We start from the raw sequence: 18,796 nt of genomic DNA, 5'->3' as shown, positions 1-18,796 counted from the left end.
ACCGACGCAACCCCGGTACTCGACCGGAGCGGATCACGGCGTCGGAGCTCCTCGACCGAAAGGCCTCTCGATGCGGATCGCCAACCTCGCCGGCCGGCTTGTCCTGCTCACCTCCGGCGGCGCCGTCGACGTCGAGCGCGCCGGCGGGCAGCGCTTCTCCGCCGACCCCCACGCCGTCTACGCCCGCTGGGACGAGTTCACCGCCTGGGCAGCCGATGTCTCGACCGCCGACGCCGAGGCGTTCGACGAAACCGATCTCCGGGCGCCCTCCCCCACTCCGGGCCAGGTCTTCGGCGTCGGGCTCAACTACCGCGACCACGCCGCCGAGTCCGGCCTCGGCCTGCCCGATTCGCCCGCCGTGTTCACGAAGTTCCCCAGCTGCCTGACCGGCCCGCACGGCGACGTCGCGCTTACCGGGTCCACTGTGGACTGGGAGGTCGAGCTGGTCGCCGTCATCGGCCGCGAGGCGCGCACCGTCTCCGCCGAGCACGGCTGGGACCACGTCGCCGGGCTGACCGCAGGCCAGGACCTCTCGGACCGGACGGTGCAGCTGGCCGGCCCGGCTCCGCAGTTCAGCCTCGGCAAGTCCGCGCCCGGCTTCGGGCCCACCGGGCCGTGGCTGGTCACGCCGGACGAGTTCGCCGACCGCGACAACCTGGAGCTGGGCTGCTCGGTCAACGGCGAGTCCGTGCAGAAGGGCCGCACCAGCGACCTGATCTTCTCCGTGCCCGAGATCGTCGCGCGGCTCTCGGCGATCCTGCCCCTGCGGCCCGGCGACGTGATCTTCACCGGCACGCCCTCCGGGGTCGGCATGGCCCGCTCCCCGCAGCGGTTCCTCAGCCCGGGAGACGAGCTCGTCACCACGATCGAGGGCATCGGCACGATGCGCCACCGGTTCACGGAGCCGGCATGACCACTGTGGACGGACACCGGCTCCGCGCGGTGCTGGCCGCGGTCTGCGCCCCGGTCACGGTCGTCACCACCAGCGACGCCACCGGCCGCCCGCACGGCGCGACGGTCAGCTCGTTCACCTCGCTCTCGCTCGACCCGCCGCTGGTGAGCGTCGCCTTCGACCGGCGCTCGGCGCTGCTGGCCGAGGTCCTCGCCGCGCAGCGGTTCGGCGTGAACCTGCTCGGCCAGGGCCAGGACGACCTCGCCGTCCGGTTCGCCACCCGCGGCGCCGACCGCTTCGGCGGCGAGACGGCGTGGTTCGCCGACCGCGGGCTGCCGCGGCTGCGCGACGCCGCCGGCTGGGTGGCCTGCACCCTCGACCGCGTCGTCGAGGCCGGCGACCACCTCCTGCTGTTCGGCCTGGTCACCGACCTCGGCCGGACCGACCTGCCGCCGCTCGTCTACGCCCACCGCACGTTCGGCACCCACTCCCGCTTCGCCGAGCGGCCGCGCCCGCTCATCACCGACCAGATCGCCGCCTGCGCTCGTTGACCCGCCTGGAAAGGACACCGCCGTCATGACCCTCGCGACCGAACAGCCCGCGCCCACCCTCGAGCAGATCCTCGCCCGCATCAGCGACATCCGGCCGCTGCTGGAGCAGAACGCCGCCCAGGGCGAAGCCGACCGGCGGGTCGCCGAAGAGAGCATCGCCGCGCTGACCGACGTCGGCGCGTTCAAGGTCGCCCAGCCCCGCCGCTACGGCGGGTACGGGCTGCCGGTGCGCGCGATGCTCGACGTCTCGGCCGCGGTCGGGGAAGCCGACGGCGGCACGGCCTGGGTCGTCGCGCTGAGCAACGTCTGCGCGTGGCTCGCGGGCCTGTTCAGCGTCCAGGCCCAGGACGACATCTGGGGCGCGACCCCGGACGCGAAGGTGTCCGGCGTGCTCGCCCCGACCGCCGAAACGACCAAAGTGGACGGTGGCTACCGCGTCACCGGCCGCTGGTACTACAACTCCGGCTCGTGGCACGCCGACTGGGCGGGCCTGGGCATCCCGCTGACCGACGAGCGCGGCGAGGTCGTGGACCAGGGCATGGCCCTGCTCCCCCGCACCGACCTCGGCTTCGAGGACACCTGGTTCGTCGCCGGGATGCGCTCGTCGGGCTCGAACTGCCTGATCGCCGACGACGTGTTCGTGCCCGAGCACCGGGTGATGTCCGTGCCGCCGGCCATCGGCGGGCAGTACGCGAACGGCGAGCCCGAGGAAGACCTCTTCCGCGCCGCACTGGTCCCGGTGCTGACGCTGGTCCTGGCCGGGCCGCAGCTGGGTCTCGGCCGCAAGGCGCTGCAGCTGGTCAAGGAGAAGGCGGCCCGCAAGCCGGTTTCCTACACGACTTACGCGACGCAAGCCGACTCCGTCGCCTTCCAGCTCCAGCTGGCCGAAGCCGCGATGCGGATCGACACCGCCCACCTGCACGCCTACCGCGCGGCCGACGACATCGACACGGCGTCGGCGACGGGCACGTACCCCGGCGTCGAAGCCCGCGCCCGGACCCGCGCCGACACCGGCTGGGCCGTCGAGAACATCACCCGCGCGATCGACGTCCTGCTCTCGGCGCACGGCGCGGGCAGCTTCGCCGAAGTCAACCCGCTGCAGCGGATCTGGCGCGACTCCGCGGTGGCCGCCCGGCACGCGATCGTGCTCCCCGCGGTCAACTACGAGATCTACGGCAAGGCGCTGCTCGGGCGCGAAGACCAGATCACCCCGCTCGTCTGACCGGAGGGAACCCGTCATGAGCCTGCACCGCCTGACCAAGATCGCCATCGGCGTCCCGGACGTCGACGAGACCGCCAAGTACTACACCGAGTTCGGCCTCACGCCGACCGCGTCCGGGTTCGCCACCGCCGACGGCGGTGAGCAGCTCGAGCTGCGGCAGACCCCGCACCGCCGGCTGCTCACCCTCGGCATCGGCGCCGACGACCCGGACGACCTCGGCCGGATCACCGCGTCGCTGGCCCGCCTCGAGGTCGAGAGCCGCATCGACGGCGACGCGCTGCACACGAAGGACCCGGTCACCGGGCTCGACGTCGTCGTGTCGGTCGCGCCGCGGATCCGCCAGGAACCACCGGAACCGGTGGCCTACAACGGACCCGGTGCGGTGGCGCGGGCGAACACCCGCGCGCCCGGCATCGACCGCGAGGCCGCGGTCCGGCCCCGCAAGCTCGGCCACGTCGTGTTCGGCTCCACCGACCAGGCAGCGACCCAGCGGTTCTTCACCGAGGGGCTGGGGTTCAAGGTCAGCGACGAAGCCCCGGGCTTCGCCTCCTTCATGCGCTGCTCCACCGACCACCACAACGTGCTGGTGCAGCAGGCGCCGGTGAGCTTCCTGCACCACACGTCGTGGGAGGTCGACGACGTCGACGAGGTCGGCCGCGGCGCCACCGCGATGCTCGAAGGCCACCCGGAGCGCCACACCTGGGGTCTGGGCCGGCACTACATCGGCTCGAACTTCTTCTGGTACCTGCGCGACCCCGCGGGCAACTTCTCCGAGTACTACTCCGACATCGACTGCATCCTCGAAGACCAGCTCTGGGAACCCCGCGTCGTCGCCGGGGAGAAGAGCCTCTACGCGTGGGGCCCGCCGCCCCCGCCGTCGTTCCTGGCGCCGGAGGACCTGGCGGACCTGATGACCGACGCCCACGACGGCGCCTGACCCCGGTCACTCCCCCCGGAACAGCGCGACCAGGCCGTGCGGGGTGTCGTCGCCGAAGAGCAGTTCGTGGAGCTCGTTGCCGTCGGCGGCCGCCTCGGCGGCCCTGGCGAACATCGTCTGCTCGAACTCGGCGAGGGCGGCCTCGACGTCGTCGTGCCCGGCCAGGGCCCGGCCGAGTTCGGCGCCGTCGAGCATCGCGAGGTTGGCGCCCTCGCCGTTCGGGGCCGCCAGGTGGGCGGCGTCACCGACGAGCGTCACGCCCGGCACGCGGTCCCACCGGTGGTCGACCGGCAGGCTGTAGAGCGGGCGGAGCACCGGCGGGGTGTCGCCGTCGGTGATCAGGGCGGTGAGCTCCGGGGCCCAGCCTTCGAACTCCCGCGCGGTCCGCTCGATCGCGGCGGCCGCGTCGGTGAAGTCGCCGAACCACTCCACCGGCTCGGTCAGCGCGACGTAGGTGTGCAGGGTGCCGGCCTTTTCGCGGTGGGCCTGGATCCCCTTGCCCGGCGCGAGGGCCAGCAGGGCCCCACCGCCGACCGCCTTCGCGGCGGCCGGGTGCCGGGTGTCGCCGTCGTACAGGAAGGTCTCGACGTACGAGCGGCCGATGTACTCGGGGACGGCGGCGGAGAGCAGCGGCCGGACCTTCGACCAGGCGCCGTCCGCCCCGACCAGCAGCCCGGCGGTGACGGTCGTGCCGCCGGCGAAGGTCACCTCGTGGCGGCCCTTGCCCAGCGCACGGACGCCGGTGACCTTGTGCCCCCAGCGGACCGTGCCGTCCGGGAGCGAGTCGAGCAGGAGCTGCCGCAGCTCGCCGCGGGGCACTTCGGGCCGGCCTCCGGTGCCGTCGTCGGGCTCGTCGTGGATGACCGTGCCGTCGCGGTCGAGGACCCGGGTGGCTTCGTGCCCCTCCAGGACGAGTGCCCGGAACTCGTCGGTCAGGCCGGCCGCCTCGAGGGCGACCTGACCGGTGCGGGTGTGGATGTCGAGCAGGCCGCCCTGCTTGCGGGCGGCCGGGGACGGCTCGGCCTCGTAGACGGTGACCGGGACGCCGTGGACGTGCAGGACGCGAGCGAGGACGAGGCCGCCGAGCCCGGCGCCGATGATCGTGACGTTCATGATGACTCCTTCGTGGTCTGGAATGTCATTCCATGTTGGAACAACGTTCCAGGTATGTCAAGATGGGGCATGCCACCCCGCACCCGCCGCCGCACCGAGGCCCTCAGCCGCGAACGCATCGTCGAAGCCGCGATCGAGCTGCTCGACACGAGCGGCGAGGCCGGGCTGACGTTCCGGACGCTGACCGAACGCCTCGCCACCGGCGCCGGGGCGATCTACTGGCACGTGGCGAACAAGGGCGAGCTGCTCGACGCCGCCACCGACGGCGTCCTGGCCACCGTGCTGACGACCGGCGCCACCGGTTCCCCGCGCGACGACGTCCGCGCGGTCGCGCTCGGGCTGTTCGACGCGATCGACCGGCACCCCTGGCTGGCCACGCAGCTGGCGTTGCAGCTCTCACGCGGCTCGGTGACCCCGCGGATCTTCGAAGCCGTCGGCCGTCCGGTCCACGCGCTGGGCGTCCCCGAAGGCCACCGGTTCACGACGACGTCGGCGCTGGTGACCTACATCCTCGGCGCGGCCGGGCAGAACGCGGCGAACGCCCGGATCGCGATACCCCAGGCGAGCCGCACCGAGTTCCTCGACGCGGTGGCGAGCGCATGGGAGGACCTGGACCCGGAGGAGTACCCGTTCACCCGGTCGGTGGCAGCCGAACTGCGTGAGCACGACGACCGCGAGCAGTTCCTCGCCGGGGTGGACCTCATCCTCGCCGGCATCACCGCCGTCCACCCGCCGCGGGCCGGGTGAGCTATCCACGAAAAGCGGCGTGATCGTAAAATTCCTCGCTGAATTTCTTCCGGTCCGCCACGGGAAAACCGGTCGTAGACTGTCGGGATGGGCGATCAGGAACAGCGGGCACTCGATTCCCTCTACGAGATCGACAATGTGCTCACGATCGATATCACGCTGCCGCAGGCCGGCTGGGACGCGGTGCGCACCGAGCAGCCGGCGGGCGGCGTGTGCAACTTCGACTGGGCCGGCGGCAGCCGCTACACCTGGCGGAAAGCGGCGTCGGTCGAGATATCCGGGACGAAGTTCCCCGCCCGCACGACCTTTTCCGACGTGGGAATCAAGAAGAAGTCGTTCTGCGGGTCGATCAACAGCGACAAACCGTGCCTGCACATCGACTTCGCGAAGTTCCTCGACGCCAACAAGGCACCGATCACCCGGCTGATCGGCTCGCGGTACCTGACGCTCAACAATTCGGTCCAGGACGCCTCCTACGTCCGGCAGCTGCTGGGCTACCAGCTCTTCGCGCTCGCCGGGCTGCCCCGTTCCCGCGGCAACTTCGCCCGAGTGCTCGTGAACGGCACCCCGATCGGCCAAGGGGTCGCCGGCGTCACCGCCCCGGGTGTCTTCGTGAACGTCGAGCCGATCATGCCGCGCTACATCGAGCGCAATTTCGGCAACCCGGACGGCAACCTGTACGAGCTCGAGCACAATGACGACTTCGTCGACAAGCGGTTCGGTTTCATCGGCGTGGAATCGCTGTCGAAGTTCGAGGACAAGGCCGACCTGCGGCTCGCCATCGACCACATCGCCGCGCACGGCCTGGCCGGCGCGAGCCAGGTGTTCGACCTCGACCAGTTCGTCAAGATCTACGCGATGGAGTTCTTCCTCAAACACTGGGACGGCTATTCCCGGAACACCAACAACACCTATGTCTACAACGACGTGAAGGCCGTCGCCGCGCCCGGCGTCGACGACGTCAAGTTCAAGATGATCCCGTGGGGCCTGGACCAGACCTTGCAGCCCGCCCGGCACTTCCGGCTCGACACGGCCGGGCTGCTCGCCCGGCTGGTGCGCGACGACCCGGGCCGCCGCGCGCAGCTGATCGGGCAGATCGGCACCTACCGCGACAGCGTGTTCGGCCACCGGACCCAGGAGACGGTGCTCAAGCCGCTGCTCGAGCGGATGGCGGCGCTGCTGACCGGACTCGGGGTGCCCGACGTGCCCGCGCAGGTCACCACGGTCCGCAAGCAGCTCCGGCTCGCCGCCTCCGCCGGCTACCTCTGCGGTGGCCTGCCCGGCGCCGAAGGCGCGTACGTCCGCGAAGACGTCACGAACGAGTGCATGCACGCCAGCCGCACCGAACCCGTCGCGGCGGACCCGGGGAGTTTCGAAGTCATCCACCGGCTTCGGCCCGCCGACGTCGACGAAGCGGATCTGTGGTGCTTCGACGCTCTCGGCACCGGGAAGTCACTCGCCAGCAAGGCGTCGGGGAGGGTGCTCCACGCGAGCACGACGGCGTCGCCCCAGGGCCACCAGCTGCTCGGCACGCGCGCGGCGGACGACGCCGACCACGCCGAGGAGTTCTCGGTGACCCCGGTGGATCCGCCCGGCGATCCCTTCGCCTACAGCGGCTACTTCACGCTGACGAGCGTCCGGACCGGCGCCGGTGCGGCCTTCGCCGCCGATCCCACTGCCACCGGCCGGCCTCGGGTCGTCCAGGACCCCGTCGCGTCGAAACTGTACTTCTCCTGAGTCAGAGGACCGCGTAGCCGCCACCGTCGTCGACGATGAGGAGCCCGCGCTCGAACGTCGTCACGCCTTCCGGCTTCGCGGTCCGGTGGAAGGTGACGTCGAGCAGCTCGACGGGGTCGTCGCCGCGGGTCCAGGTGCCGAGCCGGAACGGCGCGTCGCCGTCGCTGGCCGAGCGGCCGATCAGGAGCAGGAGGCGGCCGGTCCGCGCGTCCCAGCAGAGGTCGCGGACGCCTTGCCCCCCGGTCGATCGTGGGACCCGGGCGGACCGCAGGGTGGGTGTCCCCAGCGAGGCCGTCGTCCACTCTCCGCCGATTTCGGCCGGGACTTCCACGAGGGTGATGCCGCCGGGGACGGCCGGTCCTCGCAAGCCGAACAGCAGTGCGCCCGCCCGGGCGTCCCAGGCGAGGCCTTCGACGTTCAGCCCGCCCGCGTCCGGCTCCAGCCGGCCGGCGGCGGCCAGGCTCGGCACGTGCGCGAGCAGCCACTCGCGGAACCCGGCCATCGGCTCGGCGGCCAGGTCGCCGTCGGGGCGGTACCGGACGCGCACCAGGCCGTCGTTGATCCGGCCGCCGTTGCGGGCGACCGAGAGCGACGACGAAACGATGAGAAAGGTTTCCCCGTCGACGTCGGCCCGCGTGAGGCCTTCGGGATCGCCCGGCCCGCCCGCGCCGGCCAGCCGGCGCCGGTGGATCCGTTCCACCGTGTCCAGGTGGGCGTCGAACGTCATTTCGAACAACGCGGTGGGGTCTTTGTTGTCGACGAAGGTGAATCGCCGGGAGCCCGTCCGCACCACACCGGAAGCGTTGAACGGGTGGTCGCCGTTTCTTTCGCGGAACGGCGTCGGCTTGACGTTCTTCCCCTTCGCCATGGCCTCAGTGTAAACAGCGCGGGCGAAACAGTGGCACTCAGTGTCACTCAGCTGCGCAGGACCTCGCCGACCCGGGCGACGACCTCGCGCAGGGGCGTCGCCGTGGTCAGCACCGCGACCACCGTGGCTTCGTCGCCGCCCGGGGCCCGGAACGCGTCGACGACCAGTGCGAACGCCTCGGCCGCGGTGGCCTTGATGTCGCCGGTGCCGCCGGTGCGCAGCCAGCGCCGGAGGACGTGGTTGTTGGCGGCCGCGATCGCCGCCGCGGCGACGGCCGCGCGCAGGCTCGCCGTCCCGTCGCCCTGCTCCTCGTAGCGCGCCTGCAGGTAGCGCGCGAGCACCCGCTGGTAGCGGTCGACGGTCGCGACCTCCTTGTCCCGCAACGAAGGGACCGTGCGGGTCAGGGCGAACCGCTTGAGCGACACGTCGAGGTCGGTGGCGTAGGAGTCGAGCACCAGGCCGACCGCGGCGCACGCCACCTCGACCGGGTCGCGGCCCGGGTCGGCGGCGGCGAAGGCCTCCTCCATCTCCGCGACGATCTCGTCGTGGTTGGCGAAGAGCACGTCGTCCTTGGCGTCGAAGTACCGGAAGAACGTGCGGCGCCCGACACCGGCGGCGGCCGCGATGTCGTCCACCGTGGTGGCCTCGTAGCCGTTGGCCGCGAACAGGTCCACGGCCGCCGAGGCGAGGGCGCGGCGCAGCTGCCGCCGGCCCGCGGGGGTCGCCCCGACCCGGGTGGCCGGCGCGCGGCGCGGCGAATCCGTCATGGCCGGACGGTAGCAGCCGCACTTGCTAGCGGCACTCAGTGCCGTTACGCTGGCGGGATCACCCACCCCGTGGAAAGGCGCCGACGATGTCGCTCGACCAGCAGGTGCCGACGAGCACCGCCACGCCCGTCGACCGGGTCGACGCCTACTACGGCCGCCTGTTCGGCTGGCCGGTGAAGTGGCGCGGTGTCCACCCGTTCCTGGCGCTGGAGAACGGGATCTGCGCGGTGACGCTGCCCAAGCTCAGCGCCGGCCCGGTCCTGACCCGCCTGGCGGCGACGGGCTGCCAGGGCCCGGCCATGCACCTCCCCACCCAGCAAGGCCCCCGGGTGGCCCTCCTCGCGGAGACCGACGGCCTGATCCCGCCGCGCTCGGCACTGCCCCGGAACGTCGACGTGCTCGCTTGGGGCACGCTGCTCCCGTTGCCGGTCGGCGCGCACCGGGTGGACGTGGCGACGGAGTGGCTCTCGGCACCGGACCCGCAGCAACGCTGGCTCCCGAGCCTCGGCGCGGTCCTCGCGGGCATCCCCGAACGCCGGTAGCCCCGCCGGAAAACGGTTCGACGGCATCCCGGGGTCCTGACACAGTGACCGATCATGGGGACCGTCGAACTGCTGACCGCCGGGGACGTCGAGCTCATGCAGCGCCTGGCGCAGCGCATCACCGCCACCCGGCCCGACCTCGTCAACGGCGACGCGTCGTACGGCGAGCTCGCCTGGAACTGGGGCCGCGGGCACGCCGACCACAACGCGAGCTGGCCCCGCCGGCTGTGGTTTTCCGGCGGCGAGCTGGTGGCGTGGGGCTGGGCCCAGCTCCCGCGCCGGGTGCGGCGCAACGACGGTTCGGTGAAGGACGTCACCGGCGCGTCGCTGGTGCACCAGGTCCACCCCGGCCACGCCGGGCTGATCGACGACGTGATCAGCTGGTTCGACGCGACGGCCGGTGACGTCGAGCGCGCGGTGCTGCCGGGCGCGGCCGACGGGTTCGCGCTGGAGCGCTGGGCGGCGCGCGGCTACGAGACCGACCCGGGGTCCCTCGGCGACCAGGGGTCCTGGACCCAGCTCAACGAACGCGACCTCGCCGAGCTCGAGGAACCGGTGCTGCCGGCGGGATTCCGCTTCCGCACCGCCGAGGAAGCCGGGCCGGAAGCCGCGGTCGAGGCCCACCTCGCCGGCTGGACTCCCTCGGCGTACACGCTCGCGAGCTACGAAGGAGTCCGGCAGACCTCCGCCTATCGCGGCGATCTGCACGTACTGGTGGAAGCACCGGACGGGACGATGGCGGCCTCGGCGATCCTGTGGCTCGACGAGGTGAACAAGACCGTCGAGTTCGAGCCGGTCGGCACGCACCCGGACCACCGGCGCCGCGGGCTGGGCCGGGCGATGATGCTGCACGGGATGCACCGGGCCCGGGACGCGGGCGCGGTGCACGCGACGGTCGCCTGCCTCGGCGCGCCGGGCCACCCTCGCGCCCGCGGGCTGTACTTCGGCGTCGGCTTCCGGGAGCTGTCCCGGGACGCGCCGCTGATCAAGACCGCCGGCTGACCCGCGTCCGCGGGTCCACAGTGGACACAGGCGCGGCCGCACCCGGCGTTTGACGACGCCGCCGGTGGGGTATTCCCCAACCCCGCGAATCCACGCAGCCCCGTCGCCGCCCGTCCGGGCCACGGCCCGTGGTCGCCTGGGCCCGGGCGGTGAGAAGCGATGACCCGTGAAGGCACCGCCGGAACGATCCGGCTCGAAGCACCCGGTCTCGGCGCGAAGGTCTCCCGGCCGCCGTGGACGGCGTTCGCCCTGGTCCTGGTCATCGTCGCGGACCAGGTGACCAAAGCGTGGGCCTGGCGCGAAGTGCCCCGGGCGCACATCAACTTCGGCGGCAACCCGCTGGTCGGGCCGGTCGTCGGCGCCTGGTACGCCGGTCCGGTGACGGGCGCGGTGCTCGACCTCGCCGGGAGCGCGACGCTGACCGCCGCCACGCTGCTCCTCCTGCGGCGCCGGCACCCGGTGCTCCTGCGGGCTCCGGCCGCGCTCGCGATCGGCGGCTGGACCAGCAACCTGCTCGACCGCCTCGGGCTGCACCACCTCACCGCGCCGGGCAGCGTCCGCGGCGCCATCGACTTCGTCCCGGTCGGGAAGTACACGTTCAACGTCGCGGACTTCTTCATCATCGGGGCGACCCTGGTGTTCGCCCTCGCGCAGGGTTACCGGTGGGCCACGGCGAAGCTGTCCCACACCGGCGCCGACATCCCGCGCCCGCGGCCGCGGTTGCGCACCCCGGCGCGCATCCTGACCGTCACCGGCGCCGCCGTGCTCGTCGCCGCCGTGACGCTCGGGGCCACCCACTACGGCGGGGCCACGCATCCGCCCCGCCCCCACCGGGTCTCCGCGAACCGGTGAGCCGGGGGTTCAGTCCGCCGCGCGGCGGAGCCAGGCGTTCCCCATGGTGAGACGGGCGGTGAAGCCCGTCTCGTCGCGGTGGAGGGTCACCTGGCCGCAGACCTGGTGCGCGATCCACAGCCCGCGGCCGCCGATGTGGCGGCCGGCCGGGAGCAGGCCGGCGAACGGGTCGCCGGGGCCTTCGCCGGTGTCGTGCACGGTCACGACCACGTGGTCGGCGTCCGCCCAGATCCGCAGCTCGACCGGCGGCCGGCCGTGGCGCAACGCGTTGTCGACGATCTCGCTGACCGCCAGCACGAGGTCGTCGATCTCGGCGGCGGGCAGGTCGGTCTTGGCGAGGTCGAGGACCGCGCGCCGGGCCGCCGACGGCTGCGGGTCGACGAGCTCGGCGAGCGGGGCGGTGTGCTGGATCGGGTGCGGCGTCATCGGCCGCGAGCCGGCCAGGAAGGCGCGCGGGTCGACGAAACCGTCGTTGCCGAGGCGCCCGCCGCCGGGCGAGGCGAGGAACGGGTGCGTGCGGGCGACGTCGTCGAGCACGTGGCGCGGGGTGGTCCGCGTGTCGTAGGCGCAGATGCTGCGCAACGGGAAGTCGTCGTAGGCGTGGTTGACCGCGGCTTCGTAGCGGGCCCACCAGTCCCACGACGTGTCGATCTCGACGCGCGGAAGCTCGCCCAGCGCGCGGATCTCCCGGGCACCCTCGGCGACGAACCCGGCCATCAGCTCGCGGTAGGACCTGATCGTGGCGGCGGGCCGCGCGTAGACGTCGCCGGGCGCGAGGTACTGCACCTCCGCCGACGGCGGCAGGGCCCGTCGCACCAGCTCGGTCCGGTCCGGGTCGAGGGAGACGAGGGTCGGCTGCCCCGCGGCCAGGCCGGCTTCGAGGAACGGGACGGCGACGGCGACCAGTTCGGCGTCGGAGCCGTAGCGGACGGCGGCGTGGTCGTGGCCCCCGCGGGCGGTCACCGGGTCGGCGGTCATGACCCGCGCTCCGCGGCCGGCCGCCGGCATCCGTGACCGCGAACGGGCTCGCTGTCGCGCCGTGTCGGCATCTGCACGGTCCGAGAGTACGCCGCCCGCGGGTCACGAGCTCCGGCGCAACCGCGTCCGCGATGGCGGCGGGGTGCGCGGTGCTCGCCACCGTGCCACGCCGGCACCCCGGTCGAGCTCACCAGCGGCGCGCTCGTGCTCGTCGGCACCGGGCCCCTCGGTGAAGCGCCGCTTTGGGGCTAGATTGGCGAAATGGGGAGATCCGGGGCCGCGCTCGCGGCCGTTCTGGCACTGACCTGCACCGCCTGCACGCCCCTCGCGCCGCCGCTGCCGGCCACCTCGAAGACGCCGACGACCACCCGGCCGGTCACGACCGCGGTGACCACTCCGAAGCCGTCCACGCCGGCGTTCACGCCGCCGGCATCGCCCGCGAAGGTCACCGCGGCCTGCCCGTTCCTCGGTACCGCGGAGCTGCAGCGGGTGCTCGGAACGAGCGAGGACATCATCATGACCGAGAAGCCGCCGGACCCGACCTTCGTACCCGGCACCCAGTTCCAGTGCCGCTACGAAGGCAAGTACGTGTCCCCGTGGCTGCTCGATCTGTGGATCATCGCCTCGCCCCGCTCCACCCCGGCCAAGACGATGGCGAACTCCAAGAAGGACTGCACCGGGCCGGTGACGCCGCTCCCCGGAATCGGCGACGGCGCGTTCTTCTGCGCCGTGACCACCGGCGACGCCCTCGTCATGACCGGCAAGCGGAGCCACGGCCAGAACCGGACCGTGTACCTCTACCTGCGCAAGCACCGCGACGACGTCTACGCCACCCTGGCGCAGACGCTCGCCGACCGCCTCTAGCGGAGGATGTCGCGGGTCAGCTCGAGCTGGCCGTGGTGCTGCGCCAGCTCTTCGTAGACGTGCTGCAGCGCGCCCCCTTGCGAGCGGCCCGCCGGGGTGTCCGCGTACTTGGCGGGCGCCGGTGCGCGCAGCGGTGCGGCGGGTTCGGCCGCCTTCAGGTCGGCGTGCAGCTGTTCCCGGGCGACGGCGACCCGCTCGATCAGCTCCCGCACAGGGCCCGACGCCGTGAACTCGGCGTCGCGGTCGCGGTGCACCACGCGGCCGGCGACGAGCGAGCCGGCCCAGAACTCGAGCACGCCGAGGCAGTGCGTGACGATGGCGTAGGGCGTGTTCGCCCCGGGCAGGGGTGGCCGCCGGTTGGCCCGCTCGTCGCCGAGCTCCGCGAGGATCGCCGCCATCCCGTCCAGGGCCCGGCCGGCGAACCACAGGTAGTCCTCGTCGCTGATCCGCATCCGTTCCCCCGTCACCCGTCGAAGCCGGTGGCGCCGTCGACCTGCTCGCGGAGGATGTCCGCGTGCCCGGCGTGCCGCGCGGTCTCCTCGATGAGGTGGACGTAGATCCACCGCAGCGACACGCGGCCGAGCCGGGGCATCGGCACAGTGCCGTCGAGCGCGAACCGCGCGGCCACACGCCGGGACTCCGCACAGGCGCGTTCGTAGTCCGCGACGAGGGTCTCGACGTCGGTCACGTCGTCGACGTTCCAGCCGTCGCCCGCCGCGCCGGCCACGGGCCGCTCGGCCAGGACCCCGCCGAACCACTCCCGCTCGACCGACGCCAGGTGCCGCACGAGCCCGGCGAGCGTCGTCGACGACGGCACCAGCCGCCGGCGCGCCGCTTCCGCGGGCAGGCCCGACACCTTGCGGACGACGATGGCCCGGTACAGGTCCAGGAACGTCTCCAGCACCTCGCGTTCGCCGCCGGCGGCGACCTGCTCGTCCGGGGCGAGTGGTGGATCGGGAGAAGGCGTCACGACGACGACCTTACGGCCTCGCCCGCCGGCCGGGGTGGCTGTGGATCGGCTTAAGAAACGCCCGCCCGCCCACCGCGGCGACGCCGCGCGCCGCAGGATCGGGGGCATGGTCCTCTCCGAACGCGCGGCCGTCCGGCGGCTGCACGACCGGCTCGGCTTCGGGCCCCGGCCCGGGGAACTCGACCGGGGCTTCGCCGAGACCCGCGACCGGCTGCTCGGCACCGGCCCCGACGCCGGGGCGGAAGCGACGCCGATGCCCGACCTCGGCCCGCCGCCGGACAAGCCCGGCAAGAACGCCGACCAGGCCGCGAAGCAGCAGGCGAGGAAGCAGGTGCAGGCCCAGGCGACGCAGGCCGCCGGCTGGTGGCTGGACCGGATGGCCGCCGCCGACGTCGCGTCGGTGGAACGGCTCACCTGGTTCTGGCACGGGCACTTCGCCACCAGTGAACAGAAGGTCCGCAGCCCGCGGCTGATGCTCGCGCAGAACCGGACCCAGCGCGAGCACGCCCTCGGCAGCTTCACCGACCTGGCCCGCGCGATGGTGGTCGACCCGGCGATGCTCCTGTGGCTCGACGGCAACAGCAACAAGGCGGGCAAGCCCAACGAGAACCTCGCCCGCGAGTTCATGGAGCTGTTCACCCTCGGCGTCGGGCACTACACCGAGGACGACGTCCGGGAAGCCGCGCGGGCGCTCACCGGCTGGTCCGCGAAGCGCGACGCCGACGGCGCGCAACTGGTCGCCAAGCGCCACGACGACGGCGTCAAGAAGATCCTCGGCGCGAGCGGCGACTTCGACGCGGAGTCGTTCACCGACCTCGTGCTCGGCCGGCCCGACTCGGCGCGGTTCGTCGTGGGCCGCGTGTGGTTCCGGCTCGTGTCCGCGACCCCGCCGTCCGCGGACGCCCTCAACCGGCTCGTCGCCGCCTACGGGAGCCGTCGCGACCTCCGGGCGCTGCTGCGCGCGGTCACCGACGAACCGGCGTTCCACGACAGCGCGACGTCGCTGGTCAAGCAGCCGGTCGAGTGGCTGGCCGGGCTGCTGCGCGCGCTCGGTGTCCGTCCGGCGAAGCTCGACGACAAGACCCGCGCGCAGCTGCTGACCGGGCTGCGCGGGATGGGCCAGGTGCCGTTCCAGCCACCCAGCGTCGGGGGCTGGGCGGCGGGCGGCGCCTGGCTGACGACGTCCGCCGGAGTCGCGCGGCTGCACCTCGCGCAGCAGGTCACCGCGCACGCCGACCTCGGCGCGGTGACGAAGGCGCGCGACAAGGTCGCCGCGATCGGGGACCTCCTCGGCGTCGACGCCTGGTCCGACCGGACCCGCGCCGCGCTCGCGGGGGTCGCCGGCAACCCGCGTCAACTGTCCACAGTGGCCGCTTGTGCCCCCGAATACGCAGTGAGCGGGTGACGATCGTGCAGCAGGTGAACCGACGCCGGTTCCTCACGGCGACCGGCGTGACGGCCGCGGCGGCGCTCGCCGCCGGGGCCACCCAGGTCGACTGGGGCCACCTCATGTCGGCGGCCGGGGAGAACCCGCTCGACCCGGACGCGGGCGTGCTCGTCGTCGTCACGCTCTACGGCGGCAACGACGGGCTCAACACGGTCGTCCCGGCGAGCGACTCCGCCTACATCAACGCCCGGTCCGAGCTGGCGTACAAACCCGAAGAGGTGCTCGACCTCGGCGAAGGCCTCGGCCTCAACCCGGGTATGAAGGGCTTCAAGAGCCTCTGGGACGGCGGGCAGCTGGCCGTGCTGCGCGGGGTCGGCTACCCGAAGCCGGACCACAGCCACTTCCGGTCGATGGCGATCTGGCAGACCGCGTCGCCGGAGACGTCGGTGCCGACCGGCTGGCTCGGCCGCTGGCTGGACGCCACCGGCGACGACCCGCTGCGCGCGGTGTCGGTCGACCCGGTGCTGCCGCCGATGCTGGCCGGGGAGCGGACCGCCGCCGCGTCGCTGCCGGTCGGCGGGCTGAAGCTGCCGGAAGGCGCGCTGGGCAAGGCGTTCGAGGGGCTGGGCACCGCGCAGGCCGGCGAGGGGTTCTGGCAGGCGCGCGCGGCGCGGTCGGTGAACGACCTGCACCGGGCGGTCGCCACCCTGGGCGGGTCCACAAAGGACAAGGGGAAGACCCAGCCCCGCAAGGGAGAGCTGGCGGCGCAGCTCGACGTCGTGGCCGGGCTGATCGAAGCGGGCGTGCCGTCGCGGGTGTATTCGGTGTCGCTGGGCGGGTTCGACACGCACGCCGACGAACGCGGCACCCAGCAGCGCCTGCTGACCGAGCTGGACGGCGCGCTGACCCCGTTCGCCCAGCGGCTGGCGAAGACCGACCGCGGCAAGCAGGCGACGGTGCTGGTGTATTCGGAGTTCGGCCGCCGGGTGACGGCCAACGCGAGCCAGGGCACCGACCACGGCACGGCGGGCCCGGTGTTCGTCCTGGGGCCGCGCGTGAAGGGCGGTTTCCACGGCGCGGAGCCGAGCTTGACCGACCTCGACGACGGCGACCTGAAGCTGACCACGGACTTCCGGGACGTCTACGCGAGCCTGGTCGAGGAGGTGCTGGCGACGGACGCGGGCAAGGTGCTGCCGGGCCACAGCGGACGCATGGCCGGCCTGTTCGCCTGACGAGCCCGGCCGCTCACGCGGCCGGCGGTAACCCGGCCAGCCGGATGCCGATCTGCTCGCCCAACCAGCCCGGCGACTCACACGGCCGGCAGCAGCCCGGCCAGCCGCATGCCGGCTTGCTCGCCTGACCAGCCCGGCCACTCACACGGCCGGCGGCAACCCCGCCAGCCGGAACCGCGCTCCCCCGCCCGGCGCGGCCTCGCACCACAGGTCGCCGCCGTGGGCTCGGGCGAAGCCGCGGGCGATCGGCAACCCCAGGCCGGACCCGCCCGCACCGCCGCGGGCCGCGTCGAGGCGGACCAGGCGGTCGAAGATCCGCTCCCGGTCCGGCCCCGGCACGCCCGGGCCCGTGTCGGTCACCGTGATCCCGTCCGCGGTGACCTCGACGGTGAGCGTCCCCCGGCCGTCCATCGCGCGCACCGCGTTGCCCGTCAGGTTCGCCACGATCTGCGTGAGCCGCGCGCGGTCGCCGAGCACCCGTGTGTCCGGCCCGGAGACCTCGACCACGACGTCCGGGGCGGTCAGCCGCACCTGCTCGGCCTGCGTGCGCACCAGCTCGAGCAGCGGCACCGGGGCCCGCTCGAGCTCCGCGCCCGCGTCGAGCCGGGCCAGGTCCAGCAGGTCGGCGACCAGCTTGCCGGCCCGCTGCGACTCCCGGACCACCAGCAGCTGCAGCCGCTCCCGCTGGTCCGCGGGCGTGTCGGCCGGCTGCTGCAGCAACGCCTCGGCCGCCGCCTGCACCCCGGCCAGCGGCGTCCGCAGCTCGTGGGCCGCGTCCGCGACGAACCGCCGTGTGCGCTCCTCCGACGCCCGCGCGGCCCGCTCGGCGCCTTCGAGGGCGTCGAGCGCGGAGTCGAACGCGGCCGCCGCCCGGCCCAGCTCGGTGCCGGTCCGCTCCGGCGCGAGCCGGCCCCCGCGCCCGCCGGAGACGATCGTGCGCGCCAGCCGCGTCATCGCGTCCAGTGGCGCGAGCGCGAACCGCACGGCCAGCAGCAACGCGACCGCGGCGACGAGCAGCGCGCCCAGCCCGGTGCCGAGCAGGACCCACCGCAGGCTCTGCTCGGCCGCCGCCACCAGCGACTCGTCGGCGGTGAGCGTCAGCTTCGCGCCGTCGATCCGCGCCGGACCGGACAACGTCGCCCGCACCTGCCGGATCCGGGCGTCCGGCGGCAGGTCGGCCGCGCCGAGGAACGTCCCGTCCGGCAACGCCAGCGAGGCCCGCACCCCACGCGTTTCCAAGCGCCGCAGCAGGTTCTGCGGCGCCACGTTCTGCTTCGCCAGCTGCTGGGCCAGCTGCACCCGCGCGGTGAGGACGGCACTGACGTCCCGCTCGGCCTGCGCGCGGAACACCGTGTCGACGACGATCCCGACGGCGACCAGCACGACCGCCAGGACGACCAGCACGGTGACGGTGACCCGGCGGCGCAGCGACGTCGTCCGCAGGCCCGTCACGGGTCCCCGCGCAGGACGTACCCCTGGCCGCGGACCGTGTGCAGCACGCGCGGGCCGTGCGCTTCGAGCTTGCGGCGCAACGCGCTCACGTTGACCTCGACGAGGTTGGCCGCGTAGTCGCCGTAGCCCCACACGGCGGTCAGGACCTGGGTCTTGGAGACCACCCGGTCGCGGTGCTCGGCGAGGTGCACGAGCAGCTTCCACTCGGTCGAGGTCAGCTCGACGTCGGCGGCGCCGTAGCGGACCCGGCCGCCCTCGACGTCGACCACCAGGTCACCGATCTCGATGGTGGGCCGCGTGCGGCCGGTCCGGCGCAGCACCGCGGTCACCCGCGCGACGAGCTCGGCGAGCACGAACGGCTTCACGACGTAGTCGTCGGCGCCTTCGCCCAGGCCGCGCAGCCGGTCTTCGACGCCGTCGCGGGCGGTCAGCATCACCACCCCGGCGGCCGAGTGCCGCCGGACGACGCGCAGCAGCTCGAAGCCGTCGCGGCCGGGCAGCATGACGTCCAGCACGACGAGGTCGGGCCGCGCGCGGGCCAGCTCGGCTTCGAGCCCGGCGCCGTCGGCGCACGCCCGCACCGAGAACCCGGCGGTGGTCAGCGCCGCCTCGACCGGCACGCGGATCGCTTCGGCGTCCTCGATCACGAGGATGCGCGGGGCGGTCGGCTCGTCCACCCGTTC

Annotated in this window: 20 protein-coding genes; 12 read left to right on the top strand and 8 right to left on the bottom strand. The window is 73.5% G+C overall.

All coding sequences use genetic code 11. From position 1 onward, the window contains the following. Positions 1-70: 70 nt before the first annotated feature. Genes QSK39_RS30320 through QSK39_RS30305 form a run of 4 tightly spaced genes read left to right on the top strand, consistent with a single transcriptional unit; the run spans position 71 to position 3,602 of the window. Entirely contained in the window at positions 71-913 is an 843-nt protein-coding gene (locus QSK39_RS30320; protein ID WP_285481256.1) for a fumarylacetoacetate hydrolase family protein, read from the top strand. Continuing rightward, positions 910-1,443, top strand: coding sequence for a flavin reductase family protein (locus QSK39_RS30315; RefSeq protein WP_285481255.1), 534 nt, complete (start codon positions 910-912; stop codon positions 1,441-1,443). Before QSK39_RS30320 ends, QSK39_RS30315 begins: the two co-directional genes overlap by 4 nt. A 25-nt stretch (positions 1,444-1,468) precedes the next feature. Continuing rightward, positions 1,469-2,665 carry an acyl-CoA dehydrogenase family protein gene (locus QSK39_RS30310; protein ID WP_285481254.1) on the top strand — a complete coding sequence of 399 codons (1,197 nt, stop codon included), beginning with the start codon at positions 1,469-1,471 and terminating at the stop codon, positions 2,663-2,665. Between the two features lie 16 nt (positions 2,666-2,681). Next, positions 2,682-3,602 (top strand): VOC family protein, encoded by a 921-nt coding sequence (locus tag QSK39_RS30305; protein ID WP_285481253.1) that lies wholly within the window; start codon positions 2,682-2,684, stop codon positions 3,600-3,602. A gap of 6 nt (positions 3,603-3,608) precedes the next feature. On the opposite strand, the gene QSK39_RS30300 is transcribed toward QSK39_RS30305, so the two are convergent. Then, positions 3,609-4,715, bottom strand: a complete 1,107-nt coding sequence (locus tag QSK39_RS30300; protein ID WP_285481252.1) for an FAD-dependent oxidoreductase — start codon at positions 4,713-4,715, stop codon at positions 3,609-3,611. 69 nt (positions 4,716-4,784) lie between these two features. On the opposite strand from QSK39_RS30300, the gene QSK39_RS30295 reads away from it, so the two are divergent. Beyond that, a complete protein-coding gene (locus QSK39_RS30295; RefSeq protein WP_285481251.1) occupies positions 4,785-5,462 on the top strand; it encodes a TetR/AcrR family transcriptional regulator in 678 nt (225 codons plus the stop codon). Between the two features lie 87 nt (positions 5,463-5,549). Then, positions 5,550-7,199, top strand: coding sequence for a CotH kinase family protein (locus QSK39_RS30290; protein ID WP_285481250.1), 1,650 nt, complete (start codon positions 5,550-5,552; stop codon positions 7,197-7,199). A gap of 1 nt (position 7,200) precedes the next feature. Here QSK39_RS30290 and QSK39_RS30285 read toward each other — a convergent pair whose 3' ends face one another. After that, a complete protein-coding gene (locus tag QSK39_RS30285) occupies positions 7,201-8,067 on the bottom strand; it encodes a DUF3616 domain-containing protein (protein ID WP_285481249.1) in 867 nt (288 codons plus the stop codon). Between the two features lie 47 nt (positions 8,068-8,114). Then, positions 8,115-8,834 carry a TetR family transcriptional regulator gene (locus QSK39_RS30280; protein ID WP_285481248.1) on the bottom strand — a complete coding sequence of 240 codons (720 nt, stop codon included), beginning with the start codon at positions 8,832-8,834 and terminating at the stop codon, positions 8,115-8,117. A gap of 86 nt (positions 8,835-8,920) precedes the next feature. On the opposite strand from QSK39_RS30280, the gene QSK39_RS30275 reads away from it, so the two are divergent. The 3 genes from QSK39_RS30275 to QSK39_RS30265 all read left to right on the top strand — a co-directional run bounded on the left by QSK39_RS30275 (position 8,921) and on the right by QSK39_RS30265 (position 11,230). After that, positions 8,921-9,376, top strand: a complete 456-nt coding sequence (locus QSK39_RS30275; protein ID WP_285481247.1) for a glycogen operon protein GlgX — start codon at positions 8,921-8,923, stop codon at positions 9,374-9,376. Between the two features lie 54 nt (positions 9,377-9,430). Continuing rightward, the gene (locus tag QSK39_RS30270; protein ID WP_285481246.1) at positions 9,431-10,378 is read left to right on the top strand and encodes a GNAT family N-acetyltransferase; all 948 of its coding nucleotides are present in this window, start codon (positions 9,431-9,433) and stop codon (positions 10,376-10,378) included. 159 nt (positions 10,379-10,537) lie between these two features. After that, on the top strand, positions 10,538-11,230 hold the full coding sequence (locus QSK39_RS30265) for a signal peptidase II (protein ID WP_285481245.1): 693 nt from the start codon (positions 10,538-10,540) through the stop codon (positions 11,228-11,230). 9 nt (positions 11,231-11,239) lie between these two features. Here QSK39_RS30265 and QSK39_RS30260 read toward each other — a convergent pair whose 3' ends face one another. Then, positions 11,240-12,208 (bottom strand): anti-sigma factor RsbA family regulatory protein, encoded by a 969-nt coding sequence (locus tag QSK39_RS30260; protein ID WP_285481244.1) that lies wholly within the window; start codon positions 12,206-12,208, stop codon positions 11,240-11,242. A gap of 261 nt (positions 12,209-12,469) precedes the next feature. Between QSK39_RS30260 and QSK39_RS30255 the strand changes: the two genes are divergently transcribed. Continuing rightward, complete coding sequence (locus QSK39_RS30255) at positions 12,470-13,072, top strand: hypothetical protein (protein ID WP_285481243.1); 603 nt, start codon at positions 12,470-12,472, stop codon at positions 13,070-13,072. On the opposite strand, the gene QSK39_RS30250 is transcribed toward QSK39_RS30255, so the two are convergent. Together QSK39_RS30250 and QSK39_RS30245 are read right to left on the bottom strand one after the other, a co-directional pair. Then, on the bottom strand, positions 13,069-13,524 hold the full coding sequence (locus tag QSK39_RS30250; RefSeq protein ID WP_285481242.1) for a DinB family protein: 456 nt from the start codon (positions 13,522-13,524) through the stop codon (positions 13,069-13,071). The genes QSK39_RS30255 and QSK39_RS30250 overlap by 4 nt on opposite strands. A gap of 11 nt (positions 13,525-13,535) precedes the next feature. After that, positions 13,536-14,042: a DinB family protein gene (locus QSK39_RS30245; protein ID WP_285481241.1), complete on the bottom strand. Its 507-nt coding sequence runs from the start codon at positions 14,040-14,042 to the stop codon at positions 13,536-13,538. Between the two features lie 106 nt (positions 14,043-14,148). Here QSK39_RS30245 and QSK39_RS30240 point away from each other — a divergent pair, with 106 nt between their 5' ends. Next, complete coding sequence (locus tag QSK39_RS30240) at positions 14,149-15,447, top strand: DUF1800 domain-containing protein (protein ID WP_285481240.1); 1,299 nt, start codon at positions 14,149-14,151, stop codon at positions 15,445-15,447. Beyond that, positions 15,444-16,661: a DUF1501 domain-containing protein gene (locus QSK39_RS30235; protein WP_285481239.1), complete on the top strand. Its 1,218-nt coding sequence runs from the start codon at positions 15,444-15,446 to the stop codon at positions 16,659-16,661. Before QSK39_RS30240 ends, QSK39_RS30235 begins: the two co-directional genes overlap by 4 nt. A gap of 141 nt (positions 16,662-16,802) precedes the next feature. Here the strand turns inward: QSK39_RS30235 and QSK39_RS30230 are convergent, their stop codons facing one another. Beyond that, complete coding sequence (locus QSK39_RS30230) at positions 16,803-18,113, bottom strand: ATP-binding protein (protein WP_285481238.1); 1,311 nt, start codon at positions 18,111-18,113, stop codon at positions 16,803-16,805. After that, entirely contained in the window at positions 18,110-18,790 is a 681-nt protein-coding gene (locus tag QSK39_RS30225) for a response regulator transcription factor (protein ID WP_285481237.1), read from the bottom strand. The genes QSK39_RS30230 and QSK39_RS30225 overlap by 4 nt, the downstream gene beginning before the upstream one ends. Positions 18,791-18,796: the final 6 nt, after the last annotated feature.

This window comes from Amycolatopsis sp. NBRC 101858, from assembly GCF_030269325.1.
In the GTDB taxonomy this organism is placed as follows: Bacteria; Actinomycetota; Actinomycetes; order Mycobacteriales; family Pseudonocardiaceae; genus Amycolatopsis; species Amycolatopsis ponsaeliensis.
Note: the sequence above shows the minus strand (reverse complement) of the source record. Positions and strands in the feature narration are given on the sequence as shown.